At 65.6% G+C, this 14873-nt stretch carries 13 protein-coding genes; 11 read left to right on the top strand and 2 right to left on the bottom strand.

Going from position 1 to position 14873, the window contains the following annotated elements; genetic code table 11:
* The first annotated feature begins 140 nt into the window (after positions 1-140).
* From CIK75_RS14235 to allB, 4 genes are all read left to right on the top strand, one after another.
* Positions 141-932, top strand: coding sequence for a TIM barrel protein (locus CIK75_RS14235; protein WP_096224535.1), 792 nt, complete (start codon positions 141-143; stop codon positions 930-932).
* Between the two features lie 42 nt (positions 933-974).
* Positions 975-1871 carry a 2-hydroxy-3-oxopropionate reductase gene (locus CIK75_RS14230; RefSeq protein WP_096224534.1) on the top strand — a complete coding sequence of 299 codons (897 nt, stop codon included), beginning with the start codon at positions 975-977 and terminating at the stop codon, positions 1869-1871.
* 206 nt (positions 1872-2077) lie between these two features.
* Positions 2078-3883: a glyoxylate carboligase gene (gcl, locus tag CIK75_RS14225; protein WP_096224533.1), complete on the top strand. Its 1806-nt coding sequence runs from the start codon at positions 2078-2080 to the stop codon at positions 3881-3883.
* Positions 3884-4077: 194 nt separating this feature from the next.
* Positions 4078-5451: an allantoinase AllB gene (gene allB, locus CIK75_RS14220; RefSeq protein ID WP_096224532.1), complete on the top strand. Its 1374-nt coding sequence runs from the start codon at positions 4078-4080 to the stop codon at positions 5449-5451.
* Positions 5452-5634: 183 nt separating this feature from the next.
* On the opposite strand, the gene CIK75_RS14215 is transcribed toward allB, so the two are convergent.
* On the bottom strand, positions 5635-5889 hold the full coding sequence (locus CIK75_RS14215) for a hypothetical protein (protein WP_096224531.1): 255 nt from the start codon (positions 5887-5889) through the stop codon (positions 5635-5637).
* A 155-nt stretch (positions 5890-6044) separates the two neighbouring features.
* Between CIK75_RS14215 and CIK75_RS14210 the strand changes: the two genes are divergently transcribed.
* The gene (locus tag CIK75_RS14210; protein ID WP_096224530.1) at positions 6045-6623 is read left to right on the top strand and encodes an NADPH-dependent FMN reductase; all 579 of its coding nucleotides are present in this window, start codon (positions 6045-6047) and stop codon (positions 6621-6623) included.
* Positions 6624-6751: 128 nt separating this feature from the next.
* Here CIK75_RS14210 and bcp read toward each other — a convergent pair whose 3' ends face one another.
* Entirely contained in the window at positions 6752-7228 is a 477-nt protein-coding gene (gene bcp / locus CIK75_RS14205) for a thioredoxin-dependent thiol peroxidase (protein ID WP_096224529.1), read from the bottom strand.
* A 218-nt stretch (positions 7229-7446) separates the two neighbouring features.
* Between bcp and CIK75_RS16380 the strand changes: the two genes are divergently transcribed.
* The 6 genes from CIK75_RS16380 to CIK75_RS14180 all read left to right on the top strand — a co-directional run bounded on the left by CIK75_RS16380 (position 7447) and on the right by CIK75_RS14180 (position 14854).
* The gene (locus CIK75_RS16380) at positions 7447-9180 is read left to right on the top strand and encodes an ABC transporter ATP-binding protein (protein ID WP_198962454.1); all 1734 of its coding nucleotides are present in this window, start codon (positions 7447-7449) and stop codon (positions 9178-9180) included.
* Positions 9181-11202 (top strand): ABC transporter ATP-binding protein, encoded by a 2022-nt coding sequence (locus CIK75_RS16375; protein WP_087000866.1) that lies wholly within the window; start codon positions 9181-9183, stop codon positions 11200-11202.
* A 23-nt stretch (positions 11203-11225) separates the two neighbouring features.
* A complete protein-coding gene (locus CIK75_RS14195; protein WP_087000868.1) occupies positions 11226-11891 on the top strand; it encodes a pentapeptide repeat-containing protein in 666 nt (221 codons plus the stop codon).
* 125 nt (positions 11892-12016) lie between these two features.
* On the top strand, positions 12017-12925 hold the full coding sequence (locus tag CIK75_RS14190; RefSeq protein ID WP_087000870.1) for a sugar isomerase: 909 nt from the start codon (positions 12017-12019) through the stop codon (positions 12923-12925).
* A gap of 28 nt (positions 12926-12953) precedes the next feature.
* On the top strand, positions 12954-13895 hold the full coding sequence (locus tag CIK75_RS14185; protein ID WP_087000872.1) for an ROK family protein: 942 nt from the start codon (positions 12954-12956) through the stop codon (positions 13893-13895).
* Complete coding sequence (locus CIK75_RS14180; RefSeq protein ID WP_096224528.1) at positions 13892-14854, top strand: hexose kinase; 963 nt, start codon at positions 13892-13894, stop codon at positions 14852-14854. Before CIK75_RS14185 ends, CIK75_RS14180 begins: the two co-directional genes overlap by 4 nt.
* Positions 14855-14873 lie beyond the last annotated feature (19 nt).

Here is a 14873-nt window from a genome sequence, read left to right as displayed (position 1 = left end):
CTTGACCGACGGAGGAAAGCGCATCCCTCATCAGTGTCGACGATGAAGTCTTGACAGGTGATGCGGGCCTCACCTAATGTTTTCAGTAGGCAGAAGTAAACTTCCACAATCTGGAAATAACCGTTCCGAAAGGAATCCACATGGCTTACACCGTCAACTGCTCCATCCTGCTGACCGAGCTTCCCTTGCTGGAACGCCCGGCGGCAGCGAAGAAGGCCGGTTTCGACAACGTCGAGTTCTGGTGGCCCTTCGCCGAGGCCGTTCCGGCCGACGCCGAGGTGGAAAAGTTCGTCAGCTCGCTCTCCGACGCAGGCGTCCAGCTGACCGGACTGAATTTCCTGGCCGGCGAAATGCCGGCCGGTGCCCGCGGGATCGTTTCTTGGGTCGGCCGCGAGAAGGAGTTCGCCGATAACATCGACGTCATCGCCGCCATCGGACAGGCCACGGGTTGCCGTGGCTTCAACGCCCTGTACGGCAATCGCCAGGACGGCCAGTCGGCCGCCGAGCAGGACGAGCTGGCCCTGACCAACCTCGTCGCCGCCGCCCGGGGAGTCGCCAAGATCGACGGCACGGTCCTGCTGGAGCCCGTTTCCGGCACCGAGGCCTACCCGCTGAAGACCGCCGCCGACGCCTTGGGCGTCATCGCGAAGACCCAGGAAGCCGGCGTGGACAACGTCAAGCTGCTGGCCGACTTCTACCACATGGCCGTCAACGGCGATGATGTCGCCGACGTCGTGAACAAGCATGCTGCCGACTTCGGGCACATCCAGATCGCTGACAACCCCGGACGTGGGGCCCCCGGAACCGGGAACCTGCCGCTGGGTGAGTGGATCGAGAGCAGTCGGGCCAAGGGCTACACCGGACCGATCGGTCTGGAATACAAGGCCTCCTCCGATTCCGCCTTCGACTGGTTGATTCGCCAGGGCGCCTAGGCCCCGACCGGTACGCATCACTAAGACTTCAAGGAGAACAACATGAGCGAAAACAAGAACGTTGCCTTCATCGGCCTGGGCATCATGGGACTGCCCATGGCCAAGAACCTGGTCAAGGCCGGCTTCCAGGTGACCGGTTACAACCGCAGCCCCGAAAAGGCCAAGGACCTCGCATCCGCCGGCGGCACCGCCGCAGCCAGCGTGGCCGAAGCCGTCGCCAATGCCGACGTCGTCATCACCATGGTCCCGGATTCCCCGGACGTGGAAGCAGTCGTGGGCGGGGCGGACGGTGTCTTCGCCAACGCCAAGAAGGGCGCCCTGTGGATCGATAACTCGACCATCCGCCCCGATGTCGCCGTGGTCCTGGCCGATGACGCCCGCGCCGCCGGCCTGCGCCCGCTCGACGGTCCGGTCTCCGGTGGCGAAGCAGGAGCCATTGATGGGGTGCTCTCCATCATGGTCGGTGGCGAGAAGGCCGATTTCGACGATGCCGAAACCGTGCTCAACGCCATTGGCAAGACCATCGTCCACGTCGGACCCTCAGGATCCGGCCAGACGGTCAAGGCAGCCAACCAGCTGATCGTGGCCTCCAACATCCAGGCACTCTCGGAGGCCGTGGTCTTCCTGGAGGCCTACGGCGTCGACACCCAGGCCGCGCTAGCGGTCCTCGGCGGCGGTCTAGCCGGCTCCAAGGTCCTGGATCAGAAGGGCCAGAAGATCCTGGACCGCAACTTCGACCCGGGATTCCGCCTGGCCCTGCACCACAAGGACATGGGCATCGTCACCTCCGCAGCCCGCGAAGCCGGAGTCGTCCTGCCGCTGGGAGCCCTCGTGGCCCAGCTAGTGGCCTCCACCGTCGCGACCGGCGATGGTTCGCTGGACCACTCGGGTCTGTTCCGCGGCGTCGAGCGCCTCTCCGGAAGCTCCGACAACAAGTAAGTAGTCCGGGGCCCTTGAAGGAGCCCCGCGACTGACCTGTCAGCCTCATGGCGTCCAGTGGATGTCATGCACTGGCCGGCTTCCGCCCCGCAAGAGGCGGTCCCCACAACCCGGCCGCCGGTACCTATGTTCGGTTCGTATCGGCGGCCGCTCCAACTTCACTATTTTCCGGCCCCGTCTCGGGGCCCTCCACCAAGGAGAACACCATGACCAAGATGCGCACCGTGGACGCGATCGTCCTCATCCTCGAGAAGGAGAACGCCACCGAGGCCTTCGGCCTTCCGGGGGCGGCCATCAACCCGCTGTACTCGGCCATCAAGGCCCACGGCGGCATCCGGCACACCCTCGCCCGCCACGTCGAAGGCGCCTCGCATATGGCCGACGGCTACTCGCGTGCCGCAGCCGGCAATATCGGCGTTTGCCTCGGCACCTCGGGCCCCGCCGGCACCGACATGATCACCGGGCTGTACGCAGCCCAGGCCGACTCCATCCCGATGCTGTGCATCACCGGACAGGCCCCGGTCGCCAAGCTGCATAAGGAAGACTTCCAGGCAGTGGACATCGAGTCCATCGCCAAGCCGCTGTGCAAGCTGGCCTCCACCGTCCTGGAGCCGGGCCAGATCCCGGGAACCTTCCAGAAGGCCTTCCAGCTCATGCGCTCCAGCCGCCCCGGCCCGGTGCTCATCGACCTGCCGATCGACGTCCAGATGGCACAGATCGAATTCGATATCGACGCGTACGAGCCCCTCGGTGTGGAAAAGCCCAAGGCCAGCCGCAAGCAGGCAGGAAAGATCCTGGACATGCTCTTCGCCTCGGAGCACCCGGTGATCATCGCCGGCGGTGGCATCATCAACGCCGACGCCTCCGATGACCTGGTTCGCCTGGCAGAGCTGCTCAACGTTCCCGTCCAGCCCACGCTCATGGGCTGGGGTGCCATCCCCGATGACCACCGCCTGATGGCCGGCATGGTGGGCCTGCAGACCCACCACCGCTACGGCAACGTGAACTACCTGGATTCGGACTTCGTGCTCGGCGTCGGCAACCGTTGGGCGAACCGCCACACCGGGGGCCTGGAAACCTACACCGCCGGACGCAAGTTCGTGCACGTGGACATCGAGCCCACTCAGATCGGCCGCGTGTTCTCTCCGGACCTCGGCGTCGTCTCCGACGCCGGTGAGGCCCTGCGGGTGCTGATTGAGGTGGCTACCGAGCGTCGTGACGCCGGCACGTTGCCTGACTACTCCGCGTGGGCGCAGACCACCGCCGACCGCAAGGGCGAGGGACACCGCAAGACCAACTTCGACAACGTCCCGGTCAAGCCGCAGCGTGTCTACCAGGAGATGAACTCGGCCTTCGGCCCGGAAACCACCTACGTTTCCACCATCGGCCTGAGCCAGATCCAGGGTGCACAGATGCTGCACGTCTTCGGTCCGCGTCGCTGGATCAACGCCGGACAGGCAGGCCCGTTGGGCTGGACCGGCCCGGCAGCACTCGGCGTCGTCCGCGGCAAGCCCGGCAAGCCGGTCGTCGCCCTCTCCGGTGACTACGACTTCCAGTTCATGATCGAGGAACTGGCTGTCGGCGCGCAGTTCAAGCTGCCGTACATCCACGTGGTCGTGAACAACTCCTACCTGGGCCTGATTCGTCAGTCGCAGCGCGGGTTCGAGATGGATTACCACGTGTCCCTGGCGTTTGAGAACATCAACTCCCCCGAGACCGACGGCTACGGCGTGGACCACGTCAAGGTCGCCGAAGGACTGGGCTGCAAGGCCGTACGCGTCAAGGACCCGAAGGACCTGGCCAAGGGCTTCGCGGAGGCCAAGAGCCTCATGGAGGAGCACTCGGTGCCGGTCGTCGTCGAGGTCATCCTCGAGCGTGTCACGAACATCTCGATGGGTACCGAGCTGAACAACGTCACCGAATTCGAGGATCTGGCCGAGACCGTGGCCGACGCCCCGACGGCTCTCGTTCCGCTGAAGCCTGCCCGCGAGGCGGCAACGGCTGGCGCCTAGCCACCTCAAGCGAAACGGCGGACGGAACCAGGAGCAGTGCTCCGGAGGGTCCGTCCGCCGTTCCGCGTGCACCGGCCGGTAGGACGCAGCTCCACGGCCGGTCCCACCCTCGCGCAAACGAGGGCGGATAATTGATAGGGAAGACATCGGGCACCACAGGGCCCAACAGCCAGGATTCGAGGAGGAATCGGCAGATGAGCAACGAGAACGGCACGGCAGCGGCAGGAAACGAACAGGAATTCGACTTGGTGGTCCGAGGCGAACGCGTCCTGACCGGCGAAGGTATCGCCGCGCACGAGGTCGGCATCCGTGATGGACGGATTGCGGCGATTGAGCCGCTGGGTCACGGCCTGGTGGGACGCAAGAGCATCGAGCTGAAGACCGAGGAAGTGATGATCCCCGGCCTGGTGGACTCACACGTCCACGTCAACGAGCCCGGGCGCACCGAATGGGAGGGCTTCGACTCCGCCACCCGTGCCGCCGCTGCCGGCGGCGTGACCACCATCATCGACATGCCACTGAACTCGATCCCTCCGACGGTGGACGTCGAGGCCCTGGCGCTCAAGCGCGAGGTCGCCGGCCGCAAGGCCTACATCGACGTCGGTTTCTGGGGCGGTGCCGTTCCGGGAAACCGTGAGGAGCTGCGCAAACTCCACGACGAGGGTGTTTATGGCTTCAAGTGCTTCCTCCTGCATTCGGGGGTGGATGAATTCCCCGCCCTGGAGCCGGAGGAGATGGAGGCCGACATGGCCGAACTCGCTACCTTCGATTCGCTGATGATCGTGCACGCCGAAGATGCGCACACCATCGAGGAGGCACCGCAGATCGGTGGCCGGGAATACTCCAACTTCCTGGCTTCACGTCCGCGTGTGGCCGAGAACCTGGCCATCCAGCGCGTCATCGACGCAGCACGTCGCACCGGGGGGCGGGCACATATCCTTCACCTGTCCTCCTCTGATTCGCTATCGGTGATCGCCGCGGCGAAGGCCGAAGGCGTTCGTCTGACCGTGGAAACCTGCCCGCACTACCTGACCCTGCTCGCCGAAGAGATCCCCGACGGGGCCACGGCGTTCAAATGCTGCCCGCCGATCCGTGAGGATGCCAACCGCGAGCTGCTCTGGCAGGGGCTCATCGATGGCACCATCGACTTCATCGTCTCCGACCACTCCCCGTCCACGGTGGAGCTGAAGTATCCAGAAGGCGGAGACTTCGGCACTGCGTGGGGCGGAGTCGCTTCCTTGCAGTTGGGTCTGTCGTTGATCTGGACCGAAGCGAAAAAACGGGGCATCGCCCTCGAACAGGTACTGGCCTGGATGTCCTCGGGGCCGGCAAAACTTGCCGGTTTGGAACGCAAGGGGCAGCTGGCGCCGGGATCCGACGCCGACTTTGCCATCTTCTCCCCGGAGGAAGACTTCGTGGTGGATGTTGCCAAGCTTCAGCACCGCAACCCGGTCTCAGCCTATGACGGTAAGACCCTGGACGGCGTCGTGGCAGGGACCTGGCTGCGCGGCGAAAAGGTCGACTTCACGACCCCGCGGGGCCAATTGCTGCGCCGCGGCGAATCCTAGGCCCTCCGATACCGCTCGATGCTCGTTGCGGTGCCGGTAGACTCCCGGGCCAACGAGCTCCTACCTCGCAGCCCGGGTCATCGCCCCGGACGGGATGGTCGATCCTTCCGGGGTGAGCATGACGGTGCCCCCTTCACCACTCTTCCCGATGGAGGGGGCACCGCGCTTTAAGGCCAGTGCCGGTCAGCCCAGCGGCGGAAAATACGGGCGTGCACCGAAGGGTGGTGGAGGGCCGGCGCGATGTGCCGCAGAAATAAAGTGGTCCAGCTCGGCAGCCTGCTGACCGCGCAGGAAGATTCCGAGCATGCTCAACAGTCCCTCGAAGACCTCGTCTCGGTGGGCGGTGGAGTCCAACAGTCGCCGGGCAGCGGGCTGATTGCCCTCGCGGATGGCTTGGAAGAGGGTGATCGCCTCGAGCCAGATGCCGTCTTTGTGCATAGGGCATCTCCTTTCGTCTTATTCGAACATCCTAATGTTAGGTGGTTCGAACTTTCAAGTACGGTAGTCCGTAAGCAAGGTGGATATCGCCCCTGAGGCGTGTGGTCTCTGGCGCCCGACCTTGCCGACACAACGTCTTGAAAGGACCCCCATCCATGACCAAGAACATCTCCGTCATCGTCGGCAGCCTGCGACGCGCTTCCTATGCACGCAAGATCGCCCTCAAGACCCTCGACCTCTTCCCGGTCGACTACCAGGCGCAGATCGTCGAAATCCGCGACCTGCCGCTCTATGATTTCGACTATGACACCCCCGAGGTCACCGATAAGCCCCGGCCCGAGGGGTATGCCCGTTTCCGTGCCACGATCAAGGCTTCAGATGGAGTCCTCTTCGTGACCCCGGAGAATAATCGCACCATCCCGGCCTGCCTGAAGAACGCGGTGGACATCGGCTCCAAGCCCCATGCCGACGTCGCGTGGAAGGACCTGCCGGCAGGGATTATCAGCCACTCGGTCGGGCGTATGGGCGGGTATAGCTCACAGAAGAACCTGCGGCTCGCGCTGTCCTACTTCGACATGCCGACCCCGGGACAACCGGAGGTGTTCCTCTCCCAGTCACCGGGGCTGATCGATGAGAAGGGAGAAATCCGTCAGGAGTCCACGCTGGATTTCCTGCAGGACTACATCAATCGCTTTGCCGAGTTGGTGGCCACGCGGCCCCGCCCCACGTCCTGAGCCTTGATATCCGACCGGCCCGAGGGCGGGCCGACGCTGCCACGAGTAATGCCCATGGGGACCGAAGTCCCCATGGGCATTGACGCGGAAGGTGCCTCGAGCTTGAGCGGGGCACCGCGGGCGGGAGTCTAGACCCCGAGCTCTTCGCGCAGACGGGCGACGTGACCCTGGGCGTCGACGTTGTATTCGGCGGACTTCACGGTGCCGTCGGGGTTGACCACGATCGTGGAGCGCAGGGTGCCGGTGATGATCTTTCCGCCGAGATCCTTGTCGCCGTAGGCGCCGTAGGCCTTGGCGATCGAGTGGTCCGGATCGGAGAGCAGCGGGAACGTCAGCGACTGGTCGTCGGCGAAGGACTGCAGCGACTCCTGGCCGTCCGAGGAGATGCCCACGACGTCGTAGCCGGCGCCGGCCAGGGAGTTCAGGTTGTCACGGAAATCGCAGGCCTCCGTGGTGCAGCCCGGGGTGGCGGCCTTGGGGTAGAAGTAGACGACGACCGAGCGGCCTGCGTAGTCGGCCAGGCTGACGGCGGAGCCTGCGGCGTCCTTCAGCGTGAAAGCAGGTGCGCGATCGCCGACGTTGAGCTGGGTGATGGCCTCTGACATGTGGGTCTCCTAGGTTTCTCGCAGAATGGTATTCCATTCCCATTATACGGATGTTGCGATCGTTGGACAGGGGCGAGGGCAAAATCATCCTGCTGCGGGATTGAAAGCTCCGAATCACCGAGTAAAGTTGCCAGTGCCCCGAACGGTCACAGCCGTCCGGGCCATCACCTGCCGACGCGAACCAGCCCCCGGTGTGGTTGTCCAGAAAGTCGCCCTGCATGCTCCTGCGCCTGATCCTCAAGTACTCCAAGCCTTATCTGCCGTGGATCATCGCGGTGCTGGTCTTCCAGCTGGGCACGACCATGGCCACCTTGTTCCTGCCGAGCCTGAACGCGCGCATTATTGATGAAGGCGTGACCCAGGGCGATACGGATTTCATCTGGCGCACCGGCGGGGTGATGCTGGCGGTGGCCTTCATCCAGGTCCTCACCGCGGTCGCCGCCGTCTACTTCGGGGCGAAGACCTCGATGGCCGTGGGCCGGGACATTCGCCGTGGTGTCTTCCACTCGGTCGCCGGCTTCTCGGCACGCGAGGTCAACGAGTTCGGTGCCCCGACCCTGATCACCCGGGGCACCAATGACGTCCAGCAGGTGCAGATGCTGGTGCTGATGGGTCTGAACTTCATGGTCTCCGCCCCGATCATGTGCGTGGGTGGGATCATCATGGCGCTGCGTGAGGATGCCGGACTGTCCTGGCTGGTGTGGGTCTCCGTGCCGCTGCTGGTGGTGATTGTCGGTTTCCTGATTCGGCTGCTGATGCCGCTGTTCCGCTTGATGCAGGAACGCATCGACTCCATCAACGGTGTCCTGCGCGAACAGATCATCGGCATTCGTGTGGTGCGCGCCTTCGTCCGGGAACCCTATGAAACCGAGCGTTTCCATACGGCCAACGAACGCCTGACCGATGTGGGGCTGCGGGTCGGACAGCTGTTCGTGCTGATGTTCCCGCTGATCGGGATGATCCTGCATCTGGCCACCGCTGCGGTGCTGTGGTTCGGAGGCCACCGGGTGGCCGACGGGAACATGGAGGTCGGCTCGTTGACCGCCTTCCTGCAGTACCTGCTGCAGATCCTCATGGCCGTGATGATGGGAACGTTCATGGCCATGATGATCCCGCGCGCGGCCGTCTGCGCCGAACGGATCGACGAGGTCCTGCAGGTCAAACCCTCGCTCAGGGACCCGGAAACCACCACGGCGGATGCCCCGCTGCACGGCACCGTCGAATTCCGCAACGTCTCTTTCGGCTACCCGGGCGCCGAGGAGCCGGTGCTCAAGAACCTGGACTTCACCGCCGAACCCGGGCGCATGACCGCGATCATCGGATCCACCGGTTCCGGTAAATCCACCCTGCTCAACCTCATCCCGCGCCTGTACGACGCCGATGCCGGGCAGGTGCTCATCGACGGGGTTCCCGTTGCGGCACTGACCCGCGAACAACTCTCCGAGCGGATCGCTGCCGTGCCCCAACGTCCCTACCTCTTCTCGGGCACCGTCGCCTCCAACCTGCGTTACGGCAACCGGGACGCGACGGATGCCCAACTGTGGGAAGCCCTGCGGATCGCCCAGGCCGAGGACTTCGTTTCCGAGAAGGAGGACGGACTGGAATCGGGGATCGCCCAGGGCGGCACGAACGTCTCCGGCGGACAACGCCAGCGCCTGTGCATCGCCCGCGCCCTGGCCGCCAACCCCAAGGTCTACCTTTTCGATGATTCGTTCTCCGCCCTCGATGTCACCACCGACTCCCGGCTGCGGGCGGCGTTGCAGGACACTACGCGTGAGGCCACGGTGATTGTCGTGGCCCAGCGGGTGTCCACCATCGTCGGGGCCGACCAGATCCTGGTGCTCGACGACGGCGAAATCGTCGATCGCGGCACCCATGAGCAGCTGTTGGAGAGCTCGGCGACCTACCAGGAAATCGTCGAATCCCAGATCAGCGCGGAGGAGGTGGCCTAGATGGCCGAGAAGAAACCGGCCGCCCAGGTCGAGGATCTCGAGGATTTCGCGGTCTCCGTGGATGACGGATTCGGTGACCAGATGCCGGTGCGCAAGGCCAAGGCGTTCTGGCCGGCAACCAAACGCCTCATGGGGCTCATGGCACCCGAAAAGGCGGGGATCGCCGTCGTCCTCTTCTTCGTGGCCGTCGGCGTGGTGCTCACCGTCATCGCCCCCAAGATCCTGGGCAAGGCCATGGACGTCATTTTCTCGGGAGTCATCGGTTCACAAATGGCCCCGGGCACCTCCAAGGCGGAGGCCGTCTCCGGACTGCGGGCGCAGGGCAAAAGCAATCTGGCCGATATGCTCGAGCGGATGGACCTGGTCCCCGGGACCGGCATCGACTTCCACCAGCTCGGGGTCATCATCTCCTTCGTCCTGGTCATGTATTTCGTGGCCAACGTTTTCATCTGGGGTCAGGGCTACTTGCTGAATAAGCTGGTCATGCGCGTGGTGTACCGGCTGCGCAAGGACGTGGAAGACAAGCTCAATGAGCTGCCACTGAACTACTTCGACACCCGTCAACGCGGGGACCTGCTCTCGCGGGTCACCAACGATGTGGACAACATCCAGACAGCCCTTCAGCAGGCGTTCTCACAATTGCTCCAGGCGCTGCTGACCGTCATCGGCATCGTGATCATGATGTTCATCGTCTCCTGGCAGCTGGCACTGATCGCCTTGATCGCCCTGCCGCTTTCCGGGGTGGCTGCCGCCCTCATCGGCACCAAGGCCCAGGGCCTGTTTGCCGCCCAGTGGAAATCCACGGGTTCACTGAACGGACAGATCGAGGAGTCCTTCTCCGGCCACGACCTCATGAAGGTCTTCGGCCGCGAAGAGGAATCGGTGGCCCGCTTCGACGAACGCAACGAGGAACTGTTCAGGGCTTCCTTCGGCGCCCAATTCGTCTCGGGAACCATCTTCCCGGTCATGCAATTCATCTCCTACCTGGCCTATGTGGGCATCGCCGTCGTCGGCGGCCTGCGGGTGGCCTCAGGCCAGATGAGCCTGGGTGATGCCACCGCATTCATCCAGTACTCGCGGGAATTCACGCAGCCGCTGGGCCAGATCGCCGGAATGGCGAACCAGGTCCAGTCGGGTGTCGCCTCCGCCGAGCGGACCTTCGAACTGCTGGACGCCGAGGAACAGGAGGCGGAAACGCCCACCGCCCATCTGGCGGCCCGCACCGAAGGCCACGTCCAGTTCAACGGCGTCACCTTCTCCTATGACCCGGCCACACCGTTGATCGACGATTTATCCTTCGAGGCGCATCCGGGCCATACGGTGGCGATCGTCGGGCCGACGGGGGCCGGGAAGACGACACTGGTGAACCTGGTGATGCGTTTCTATGAGCTCGACGGCGGGGCCATCACCCTGGACGGGGTCGACGTCACGGCACTGTCCCGGGCCGAACTGCGCTCCAAGGTCGGCATGGTGCTCCAGGACGCCTGGTTGTTCAACGGCTCGATCATCGAAAACATTCGGTACGGCCGGCTCGACGCCACCGACGAGGAAGTCCACCAAGCGGCCACCGCCACCTACGTCGACCGTTTCGTGAAGGCATTGCCCGAAGGCTACGACACCATCATCGACGACGAGGGCACCAACGTCTCGGCCGGCGAAAAACAGTTGATCACCATCGCCCGGGCCTTCTTGGCCAACCCCTCGCTACTCATCCTCGACGAGGCAACGTCCTCGGTCGATACCCGTACCGAAGTGCTGGTCCAGCACGCCATGGCAGCGTTGCGCACCGATCGGACGAGCTTCGTGATCGCCCACCGGCTTTCGACCATCCGTGACGCCGACACCATCCTGGTGATGGAATCGGGCAGGATCGTCGAACAAGGCAACCACGAAGTGCTGTTGGCGGCCCGGGGAGCGTACTACCGGTTGTACATGTCCCAGTTCGCCGGGCCCGCCGAAGACCCCGACACCGTGTCCGACGTCGGGGACGGGGCCGGCTCCGCGCCGGTTTCGGACCTCTGAGCCGGCCCCGGTAGTCTCGGCCCATGAACCAGACACCCGCTGAACCCCGACCGCCCAGGCTTCCCTCCTTCAACGCGGTGGAGAACCGCCCGTCGGGTGACCTCACGGGGCTGGATCTGGACGGACGCAGCGAGGGGCTGCTCTTCGATTCCGATGACGCCGATGGCCAGGACCTTGAAGACACCGTCTTCACCGACTGCACCTTCCGGCGGGTCTCGTTGATGGGGGCAGAACTGAACCGGGCCAGTTTCGGGAACTGCGATTTCACCGATCTGAGTGCCGCCGCCCTGCGCGCCCCGGACAGTGGGTGGTGGAACACCCGGCTGGCCCGTACCCGCATCGGCTCCGCAGAGCTCCATGGGGCGAGCCTGCGTGCGGTGCTCCTGGACGGCGGCAAGGTCGATCTGGTGAACCTGCGCGGAGCGAAGCTCAAGGACGTCATCTTCCGCTCGATGATCATCGACGAGCTCGATCTCGGAGCGGTCCAGGCCGAACGCGTGGCGTTCCAGGACTGCCGGATCGGCATGCTGTCCCTGCACGGGGCCAAGCTCAAGGACGTGGACCTGCGGGGGGCCGCGCTCGCTGGCCTGTCCGGGGTGGGTGGTTTGCGGGGAGCGACCATCGGGGAACTGCAGCTGCAGGACCTGGCCCCGCTGCTCGCCTCCGAGGCGGGGCTACGAGTGCTGTGAACCGGGGGACCGACACAAACGCAATGAGCAACTTTGATTACTAGACATAGTGAACGCTCATAAGCGATCATAGGGGGAGACCAATACCGAAGCCCGCCATGCGGAGCCACCCCAGGAGAGTATCGATGACCACGAACGCATCACTTGGCCACCACATGGACGAAGAGCTGCGCAGCCAGCCCGACGTCTGGCAGCGCGCCGTCGCCCAGGCGGGTTCCGAGGACCTGCTGCCCGCCCACGGGGCCCGCGTGGCCGTCGTTGGCTGTGGCACCTCCTGGTTCATGGCGGAGTCCTACGCCGCGGCCCGTGAGGCCGCAGGACATGGCGTGACCGACGCCTTCGCCGCCTCAGAGGCCCGCATCGCCGGCCGCGGCTACGACGCAGTCGTGGCCATCACCCGTTCGGGCACCACCTCCGAGGTCCTGACGCTGCTCAAGGGCCTCGAGCCAGGCATCGCCACCGTCGCACTCATCGGGGATACCTCTTCCCCGATCGTCGAACTCGTGGACCGCGTCGTGGAACTGCCCTACGCCGACGAACAATCCGTCGTGCAGACCCGCTTTGCCACCACGGCGCTGGCCTACCTGCTCTCCAGCGTGGGCCTGGACCTGAGCGAGGCCATCGAAGAGGCGCGCACCGCCGTCGACCAGGAAACCGGGACCGATCTGCTCGAGGCCGAACAGTTCACCTTCCTCGGCCAGGGCTGGACCGTCGGGCTCGCCCACGAGGCGGCCCTGAAGATGCGCGAAGCCGTCCAGGGCTGGACCGAGGCCTACCCGGCCATGGACTACCGCCACGGCCCCATCGCCATCGCCGCCCCGGGCCGCGTGACCTGGTCCTTCGGGCCGGCCCCCGAAGGGCTGGCCGCCGACGTCGAACGCACCGGTGCCCTCTACCTCGAGTCGGGACGCCACCCACTGGCCGAACTGGCTCGCCTGCACCGCGTGACCCTGGACCGGGCCCGCCACCGCGGCCTGGACCCGGACGCCCCGCGCAACCTGTCGCGTTCGGTGATCCTCGAGGAGCAGGCCTAGGCCCCGCCCCGGCCTGGCACACCCCACCATGGAACCGGCATACCTGCTCTTCGATATCGGCGGCACGGACATCAAGGCCGCGCTGGCCGCAGTCGATGGCACCCTCCACACGGTGCTGCGGTCCCCGACGCCGCAGGCCGGGGACCCGGGGGCCGGCGCCGTCCTGGCCGAACTCGACGTGTTGCGCGGGCGGCTACAAGCCGAACACCCGTCGCTGACACCGGTCGCTGCCGGTGTCGTGGTGTGCGGAACCGTTGATGAGCACGCAGGAACCGGGGTTTTCTCCTCGAACCTGGGCTGGCGTAATGTGCCCTTCCGCAGGCTGTGCACCGAACGTTTCGGAATCCCCACCGGTTTCGGCCACGACGTCGGTACCGCAGGAGAAGCCGAACTCGCCCTGGGGGCTGGCCGGTTGCTGGGGGAACAGGCGCGCAACACGGCGGTCCTCGTCATCGGCACCGGCATTGCCGGGGCACTCTTTGTTGATGGTCGTCGGCTCGAAGCCGGGGGATTCGCCGGGGAGATCGGACACGCTGCCGTGCCTGGCGGGGGCGACTGTCCCTGCGGTGCCCACGGCTGCCTCGAAACGGTGGGCTCCGCAGCGGCCATCGCCCGGAACTATGCGCGGGCCACGGGAACGCAGGTCAACGGTGCGCGCGAGGTGCTCGAACGCCTCCATGCGGGAGATGCGGAGGCCCAGCGCTGCTGGAATGAGGCCATCGAAGCCCTTTCCTTCTCCATCGCCCAGCTGTGTGCCTCCGTGGGCCCCGAAGCAGTCATTATCGGCGGCGGGCTCGCCCAGGCGGGGGAAGATCTCCTGGCCCCGCTCCGCGCCGCAGTGGAGGCCCGGTTGTCTTTCCACCGCAAACCACGGATTCTCGCCGCCGAACTCGGTCAGGACGCCGGACTACGCGGGGCCTACCTGCGTGCCGAGGCCGCCCGGACCGCCGGAACTGAGGAGACCCCGTGATCCTGACCATCACCCCCAATCCAGCACTGGATGAAACCTACGACGTCGACCATCTTGCGGTGGGCGGAACCAACCGGGTGCCGGCCCCGAGCGTCAGGGCCGGAGGCAAGGGGCTGAACGTCGCTCGGGTCCTGCACGCTGAAGGCCGGCCCGTCGATGCCATCGCGACCTGTGGAGGCGGGGCGGGGGAGACCTTCGCCGCCGAACTGGCCGCCTCGGGGATCGAGAACACGCTGGTCCCCGTGGGGCCATCCACCCGGCGCAGCTTTGCGTTGGTGGACCGCAGCACGGGGGAGACGACGATCTTCAACGAACATGGTGGGGGGCTGGAGGCCGCCGAATGGAATGCCCTGCAACGTGCCGTCCAGGAGGCGCTCCACGATGCCGACGTCGTCGTGGGATCCGGTTCGCTGCCCGGCGGGGCCGCCGGGCCGGAGGGCGCGGCGGTCGACGAAGGGGCAGGGCATGGTCCGGGCTTCTACCCGTGGCTGGTCAGTGCCGCCCAGTCAGCAGGGGTTCCGTGCGTTATTGACACCTCGGGGGCCGGCCTGTTGGCCGCCGCGCGGGCCGGAGCCGACGTACTCAAACCCAATCATCATGAACTTCTCGAGGCCACCGGGACATCCGATATTGCCCGCGGTGCCGCCGTCCTGTTGGAGCTGGGTGCGCGCCGCGTCGTCGTCAGCTCCGGAGAGGAGGGCCTGAGTCTCTTCGACGGTGCGACCCCGGGGTCGCAGGTGTCGGCCCGACTGCCGGAACCCCTTGAGGGTAACCCCACGGGGGCCGGCGATGCCTGCGTGGCAGCCCTGGCCTCGGGCCTGGCCGAAGGCCTCGACGCCGAGGCGCTGGTCTGCCGTGCCGCGGCATGGTCCGCCTCGGCCGTGCTGATGCCAGCGGCAGGAGAACTGCACCCCAGCCACCCGCAGCTGGCCCACCGTCTGCTCGTCACCCGGCACTAGAAACCGCAAAGACCCAGCC

Source organism: Glutamicibacter sp. BW78 (genome assembly GCF_002332245.1).
Classification (GTDB): domain Bacteria; phylum Actinomycetota; class Actinomycetes; order Actinomycetales; family Micrococcaceae; genus Arthrobacter_H; species Arthrobacter_H rhombi_A.
Note: the sequence above shows the minus strand (reverse complement) of the source record. Positions and strands in the feature narration are given on the sequence as shown.

Excerpts from the sequence above, each read along its gene's own strand:
- CIK75_RS14235 (WP_096224535.1), top strand. The coding sequence starts at position 141 with ATGGCTTACACCGTCAACTGCTCCATCCTGCTGACCGAGCTTCCCTTG.
- CIK75_RS14230 (WP_096224534.1), top strand. The coding sequence starts at position 975 with ATGAGCGAAAACAAGAACGTTGCCTTCATCGGCCTGGGCATCATGGGA.
- gcl (WP_096224533.1), top strand. The coding sequence starts at position 2,078 with ATGACCAAGATGCGCACCGTGGACGCGATCGTCCTCATCCTCGAGAAG.
- allB (WP_096224532.1), top strand. The coding sequence starts at position 4,078 with ATGAGCAACGAGAACGGCACGGCAGCGGCAGGAAACGAACAGGAATTC.
- CIK75_RS14215 (WP_096224531.1), bottom strand. The coding sequence starts at position 5,889 with ATGCACAAAGACGGCATCTGGCTCGAGGCGATCACCCTCTTCCAAGCC.
- CIK75_RS14210 (WP_096224530.1), top strand. The coding sequence starts at position 6,045 with ATGACCAAGAACATCTCCGTCATCGTCGGCAGCCTGCGACGCGCTTCC.
- bcp (WP_096224529.1), bottom strand. The coding sequence starts at position 7,228 with ATGTCAGAGGCCATCACCCAGCTCAACGTCGGCGATCGCGCACCTGCT.
- CIK75_RS16380 (WP_198962454.1), top strand. The coding sequence starts at position 7,447 with ATGCTCCTGCGCCTGATCCTCAAGTACTCCAAGCCTTATCTGCCGTGG.
- CIK75_RS16375 (WP_087000866.1), top strand. The coding sequence starts at position 9,181 with ATGGCCGAGAAGAAACCGGCCGCCCAGGTCGAGGATCTCGAGGATTTC.
- CIK75_RS14195 (WP_087000868.1), top strand. The coding sequence starts at position 11,226 with ATGAACCAGACACCCGCTGAACCCCGACCGCCCAGGCTTCCCTCCTTC.
- CIK75_RS14190 (WP_087000870.1), top strand. The coding sequence starts at position 12,017 with ATGACCACGAACGCATCACTTGGCCACCACATGGACGAAGAGCTGCGC.
- CIK75_RS14185 (WP_087000872.1), top strand. The coding sequence starts at position 12,954 with ATGGAACCGGCATACCTGCTCTTCGATATCGGCGGCACGGACATCAAG.